Genomic DNA, 6,220 nt, shown 5'->3' with positions numbered 1-6,220 from the left:
CAGGTCTATCGCCAATGGACTGGCGGCGCCGCGGCCTGGCGAACGATGTCGGGCCGGTGCCAGGCGTGCTTCGCCAACGCGGCGCCGCCAGTCCATTGGCGATAGACCTGGTTGATGCGTTCCTGCTCGGCTTGGTCGCTCATAGTGCCCTCCTGCGTCGCATCTTCCCAACTGGTCCGGCGGCACGTTTGACGGTTCGCAAATGCAGATTGAATAGATGACGTTTTGCCAACAGGAAGATGCCCCGATAACTCGTCCGCCGGACGCGGCCGCCTTTCCGCGAACATCCGCGTTTCCGGCTAAAATCGTGGCATTGCCTTCATTGGGACCATCATGAAAATCGCTTTTCTCGCCGATCCGCTGTCCGGCTTCAAAATCTACAAGGACTCGACGTTCGCGATGATGCGCGAAGCGGCGCGGCGCGGCCATCGGATCTATGCCTTCGAACAGCGCCACCTGGTGCTGGAAGAGGGCGTCGTGACGGCCGAGGCCACCGAGATCCAGCTGACCGGCGACCCGGACGACTGGTACCGCGAAGGCGACACCGATACCGTGCCCCTGTCCGCGTTCGACGCCGTCATCGAGCGCAAGGACCCGCCGTTCGACATGGAATACGTGTACGGCACGTATCTGCTGGAACTGGCCGAGCGCCAGGGCGCGCGCGTGTTCAACAAACCCTCGGCGATCCGCGACCACAACGAAAAGCTGACCATCGCCCAGTTCAGCCAGTTCACGTCGCCCACGCTCGTGTCGTCGTCCGGCACGCGCCTGCGCGCCTTCCACGCCGAACACGGCGACGTGATCTTCAAGCCGCTGGACGGCATGGGCGGCGCCGGCATCTTCCGCGTCAAGGACGATGGCCTGAACCTCGGTTCCATCATCGAGACGCTGACGGACAACGGCGCGCGCACGATCATGGCGCAGAAATACATTCCCGCCATCGTCAAGGGCGACAAGCGCGTGCTCGTCATCGACGGCAAGCCGGTCCCGTTCTCGCTGGCGCGCATCCCGCAGGCCGGAGAAGTGCGCGGCAACCTGGCGGCCGGCGGCACCGGCGTCGCGCAGCCGCTGACCGAGCGCGACCGCGAGATCGCCGAAAGTCTGGGTCCGATTCTGGCGGCCCGTGGCCTGTTGCTGGTAGGATTGGACGTGATCGGCGATTTCCTGACCGAGGTGAATGTCACCAGCCCCACGTGTTTCCAGGAGATCACCGACCAGACCGGTTTCGACGTCGCGGCGATGTTCATCGACGCCGTCGAGAAACGGGTAACAGGAAACTGACAACATGGTAGGCATCCTGCTGATGACCCACGCTCCACTGGGCCAGGCATTCATCGCCGCGGTCGCGCACGTGTTCCGCGGCCCCACCGAGCGCTTCGAAGCGATCGACGTGACGGCGGACCAGGACACGAACGAGATCCACGCACTGGCCAAGAGTGCGATCCAGCGCCTGGACGAAGGCGATGGCGTGCTGGTCATCACCGACATCAAGGGCGGCACGCCGTCGAACTGCTGCAACACGCTGGCCGAGGCCGGGCGCGTGGAAGTCATCGCGGGCATCAGCCTGCCGATGCTGCTGCGCGCGATCACGTACCGGCGCGACACGCTGGACGTCGTGGTCGAGATGGCCCTGGCCGGCGCGCAGAACGGCGCCGTCCGGGTCGACAACCGCATCCGGGTCGGCACCTGACCGGACAGATGAACGAGAGAAACGACAATTAAAATATGATTCAACAGGAACTCGAGATCATCAACAAGCTGGGCCTTCACGCCCGCGCATCCGCCAAATTCACCCAGCTGGCCGCCAAGTTCCAGAGCGACGTCTGGCTCACCCGCAACGGCCGCCGCATCAACGCCAAGTCGATCATGGGCGTCATGATGCTGGCCGCTGGCAAGGGCGCCAAGGTGACGCTGGAAGCGGACGGCCCCGACGAACAGGACTGCATCGCCGCGCTCACCGGCCTCATCAACGATAAATTCGGCGAAGGCGAGTAATGCCGGATAGCCGAGGCCGTCATTTGGGAAATTCCATGGCATCGTTCACACTGCACGGCATTCCGGTCTCGCGCGGGATCTCGATCGGGCGTGCGCACCTGCTCACGCCGGCCGCGCTCGACGTCAAGCACTACCTCGTGCCGGAAGAGCAGGTCGAGGCGGAAGTGAAGCGCCTGCAGGATGCGATCGCCGAAGTGCACCGCAACCTGCAGGAGCTGTGGACCGAGCTGCCGAAGGAAGCGCCGACGGAACTGGGCGCGTTCATCGACGTGCACGTGCTGATCCTGTCCGACCCGATGATCTCGGAGGCGCCCCTTGACATCATCCGTTCGCGCCACTACAACGCGGAATGGGCGCTCGTCACGCAGATCGACGAGCTGTCCGCGCAGTTCGACGAGATCGAGGACGAGTACCTGCGCGAGCGCAAGCAGGACATCCAGCAGGTGGCCGAGCGCGTGCTGAAGGTGCTGATGGGGACCGCGCTGCCGGCCCCGCCGGTGCCCGAGGAAGACCACTTCCAGCCGCAGATGATCGTCGTCGCGCACGACATCTCGCCGGCCGACATGCTCGCGTTCCGCGACCGCTCGTTCGTCGGCTTCGTCACGGACGTGGGCGGCCAGAACTCGCACACGGCGATCGTCGCGCGCAGCCTGGACATCCCGGCCGCCGTCGGCATGAGCCAGGCGTCGCGCCTGATCGAGCAGGACGACTGGGTGATCGTCGACGGCGATGCCGGCGTCGTGATCTGCAATCCGAGCGCGCTCGTGATGGAGCAGTACCGCGCGCGCCAGGCCAATTTGATGAAGGCGCGAAAACGCCTCCTCAAGCTCAAGAAGACGCCGGCCGTGACGAAGGACGGCACGCCGATCACGCTGCTCGCCAACATCGAGCTGCCGGACGATTGCGGCCCGGCGCTGGAAGCGGGCGCCGTCGGCGTGGGCCTGTTCCGTTCCGAATTCCTGTTCATGGGCCGCGGCGCGCAGGGTTTGAAAGTGCCGGGCGAGGACGAGCAGTTCGAGCAGTACCGCAAGGCCGTGCTGGCGATGAAGGGCCGTCCGGTCACGATCCGCACGCTCGACGTGGGCGCGGACAAGCCGCTCGACCAGACCGAACACACGGCGCTGAATCCGGCGCTCGGCCTGCGCGCGATCCGCTACTGCCTCGCCGAGCCGCAGATGTTCCTCGCGCAGCTGCGCGCCATCCTGCGCGCGTCGGCATTCGGCAAGGTGCGCATCCTGGTCCCGATGCTGGCGCATGCGTTCGAGATCGACCAGACGCTCAGCATGATCGAGCAGGCCAAGGCCCAGCTGCGCGAGCAGAACATCAAGTACGACGAGGCGGTGGAAGTCGGCGCGATGATCGAAATCCCGGCCGCCGCGCTGGCGCTGCCGATGTTCGTCAAGCGTTTGGACTTCCTGTCCATCGGCACCAACGACCTGATTCAATACACGCTGGCGATCGACCGCGTCGACTACGAGGTGGCGCACCTGTACAATCCGCTACACCCGGCGGTATTGAACCTGATCGCGATGACGATCGAGGCCGGGCACAAGGCCGGCATCGACGTCGCCGTGTGCGGGGAGATGGCGGGCGACGTCAAGCTCACGCGCCTGCTGCTGGGCATGGGCCTGCGCGAGTTCTCGATGCATCCGGCCCAGCTCCTGGCCGTCAAGCAGGAAATCCTGTCCAGCGACCTGGCGCGGCTCGTGCCGCGCACCAAGCGCATCCTGCGCGCGATGGAACCGGCGGCCATCGCCGAAGCGGTGGAGCAGCTGCAGTCCGTCTAGTTACAACTTAAGAGTCTTCATGGGATCGATCGGAATTGTCTCCCCCCAGGCGATGCACTTCGCCGAACCGTTGCGCCTGCAAAGCGGCGCGGCGATCGGCGACTACACGCTGATGTATGAAACGTACGGCACGCTGAATGCCGACAAATCGAACGCGGTGCTGATCTGCCACGCGCTGAACGCGTCGCACCACGTCGCCGGCCACTACGCCGACCAGCCGAAGAGCGCGGGCTGGTGGGACAACATGGTGGGGCCGGGCAAGCCGGTCGACACCGACCGCTTCTTCGTCATCGGCGTCAACAACCTCGGCTCCTGCTTCGGGTCCACGGGCCCGATGCACACGAATCCGGCCACGGGAAAACCGTACGGCGCCACGTTCCCCGTCGTGACGGTGGAAGACTGGGTCGCCGCGCAGGCGCTGCTGGCCGACCGCCTCGGCATCCGGCAATTCGCGGCCGTGATGGGCGGTTCGCTGGGCGGCATGCAGGCCCTCGCGTGGAGCATCATGTTCCCCGAGCGCCTGCGCCACTGCATCGTGATCGCGTCCACGCCGAAACTCTCGGCGCAGAACATCGCGTTCAACGACGTGGCGCGCCAGGCGATCCTCACCGATCCGGACTACCGCGGCGGCGACTTCTACGAACACGGCGTCGTGCCGAAGAACGGCCTGAAGGTGGCGCGCATGGTCGGCCACATCACGTACCTGTCGAACGACGACATGGCGGAGAAATTCGGCCGCAAGCTGCGCAACGCGGCCGAGAGGAACGACTACAAATTCGACTTCGGCATCGACTTCGAGATCGAATCGTACCTGCGCTACCAGGGCGACAAGTTCTCGGAATACTTCGACGCCAACACGTACCTCCTGATCACCAAGGCGCTCGACTATTTCGATCCGGCGCGCGAGCATGGCGGCAACCTCGCCAAGGCGCTGGAAAACACGCAGGCTCAATATCTCGTCGCGTCGTTCTCGACGGACTGGCGCTTCTCGCCGGAGCGCAGCCGCGAGATCGTGGAAGCGCTGCTGGCCAATCGCCGCAAGGTGACCTATGCCGAGATCGACGCGCCGCACGGCCACGACGCCTTCCTGCTCGAAGACGTGCGCTACATGAACATCGTCCGTGCCTACTTCGAACGCATCGCCGGCGAGAAGAAGGAGGCGGCATGAAATACGAAGACCTGACCCTGCGGTCCGACCTCGCGTTCATTGCCCACTGGGTGGGCGACGGCGCGCACGTGCTGGACGTCGGCTGCGGCGACGGCGCCATGCTGCGCTACCTGGAGCAGGCCAAGCGCTGCACCGGCTATGGCGTCGAGATCGCCGACGACAAGGTCCTGGAAAGCACACAGCGCGGCATCAGCGTGATCCAGCACGACATGGAGCAGGGCCTCGGCCTGTTCGCGGACGACGCGTTCGACATGGTCCTGTGCCTGTCGTCGCTGCAGATGATGCAGCACGTGGAGGCGCGCCTGCGCGACATCGTTCGCGTGGGCAAGGAAGCGATCGTGTCGTTCCCGAACTTCGCGTACTGGCCGCACCGCGCCGCGCTGCTGAAAGGCCGCATGCCGGTGTCGCGCACCCTGCCTTACCAGTGGTTCGACACGCCCAACCTGCGCTACGCGACGATCTACGATTTCAAGGAACTGGCCGAGAAATGCGGCCTGGAAGTGCTGGAATACGTCGCGCTGGCCGAGGGCAAGCCGGTGTCGTTCCTGCCGAACCTGCGCGGCAGCCTGGCGGTGTTCCGCCTGCGCAAGCGCGATCTCGTGAGCAAGGCCTGACGCGCCACCGCCCGCTTATGCGTATCGTGTTGTACTTACGGGCGCGACGCGGGCATCATGTGTCCGGAACCCAGCAGGAGAACACCATGAATCGACTCTTCAAGCATGGCGCGGCCGTGCTGCTTGCCCTGAGCGTCGCCACGCCCGGCGCGTACGCCGCGCGCGCGCAGGACGACCGCCCGAACCAGGACCAGGTCGTGCAGGACGGCATCGCCGTCAAGCCACTGAAACGCAATTCGATCGGCGGCGTGTGGCGCGACATCGCGGCGCCCGAGGAAGCCATCAACCAGCAGTCGGCCCAGCAATACCTGGCGCTGATGAGCAAGGCGAAGCAGGAAGGCGCGCTCGTGCCGGAATCCGACCCGCGCGTGCAGCGCCTGCGCGCCATCGCGAAACGCATCATCCCGAACACGGCGCGCTGGAACCCGGATGCGCAGCAGTGGAAGTGGCAGGTCAACCTGCTGCAGTCCGGCGAGGTGAACGCGTTCTGCATGCCGGGCGGGCGCATCGCGTTCTACACGGGCATCATCGACAAGTTGCGCCTCACGGACGACGAGATCGCGGCCGTGATGGGCCACGAGATCGCGCACGCGCTGCGCGAGCACGGGCGCGACCGCCAGAGCAAGGCGGCGGCGACGGGCCTCGCGAGCCAGCTG

8 protein-coding genes are annotated in these 6,220 nt (G+C 65.5%); 7 read left to right on the top strand and 1 reads right to left on the bottom strand.

The annotated features are described in order from the left end of the window. Positions 1–5: 5 nt before the first annotated feature. On the bottom strand, positions 6–143 hold the full coding sequence (locus ACEN88_RS22310) for a hypothetical protein (protein ID WP_413343130.1): 138 nt from the start codon (positions 141–143) through the stop codon (positions 6–8). A 190-nt stretch (positions 144–333) separates the two neighbouring features. On the opposite strand from ACEN88_RS22310, the gene gshB reads away from it, so the two are divergent. The 7 genes from gshB to ACEN88_RS22275 all read left to right on the top strand — a co-directional run. Then, the gene (gene gshB, locus ACEN88_RS22305; protein ID WP_413343129.1) at positions 334–1,281 is read left to right on the top strand and encodes a glutathione synthase; all 948 of its coding nucleotides are present in this window, start codon (positions 334–336) and stop codon (positions 1,279–1,281) included. Between the two features lie 4 nt (positions 1,282–1,285). Further along, positions 1,286–1,690 (top strand): PTS sugar transporter subunit IIA, encoded by a 405-nt coding sequence (locus ACEN88_RS22300; RefSeq protein ID WP_371765950.1) that lies wholly within the window; start codon positions 1,286–1,288, stop codon positions 1,688–1,690. 35 nt (positions 1,691–1,725) lie between these two features. Then, positions 1,726–1,995: an HPr family phosphocarrier protein gene (locus ACEN88_RS22295; protein ID WP_258853052.1), complete on the top strand. Its 270-nt coding sequence runs from the start codon at positions 1,726–1,728 to the stop codon at positions 1,993–1,995. Positions 1,996–2,030: 35 nt separating this feature from the next. Then, complete coding sequence (gene ptsP / locus ACEN88_RS22290) at positions 2,031–3,782, top strand: phosphoenolpyruvate--protein phosphotransferase (RefSeq protein ID WP_413343127.1); 1,752 nt, start codon at positions 2,031–2,033, stop codon at positions 3,780–3,782. A gap of 19 nt (positions 3,783–3,801) precedes the next feature. Then, positions 3,802–4,950: a homoserine O-succinyltransferase MetX gene (gene metX / locus ACEN88_RS22285; RefSeq protein ID WP_413343125.1), complete on the top strand. Its 1,149-nt coding sequence runs from the start codon at positions 3,802–3,804 to the stop codon at positions 4,948–4,950. Then, positions 4,947–5,564, top strand: coding sequence for a methionine biosynthesis protein MetW (gene metW / locus ACEN88_RS22280; RefSeq protein WP_413343123.1), 618 nt, complete (start codon positions 4,947–4,949; stop codon positions 5,562–5,564). The genes metX and metW overlap by 4 nt, the downstream gene beginning before the upstream one ends. 86 nt (positions 5,565–5,650) lie before the next feature. Next, positions 5,651–6,220 (top strand): M48 family metalloprotease (locus ACEN88_RS22275; RefSeq protein WP_413343121.1); only part of this gene is annotated, 570 nt, incomplete at its 3' end.

The sequence above is a fragment of the Massilia sp. CT11-108 genome (assembly GCF_047302915.1).
Lineage (GTDB): Bacteria > Pseudomonadota > Gammaproteobacteria > Burkholderiales > Burkholderiaceae_D > Telluria > Telluria orientalis.
The sequence above is the reverse complement of the archived record's forward strand: the minus strand, read 5'-3'. Positions and strand labels throughout refer to the sequence as shown.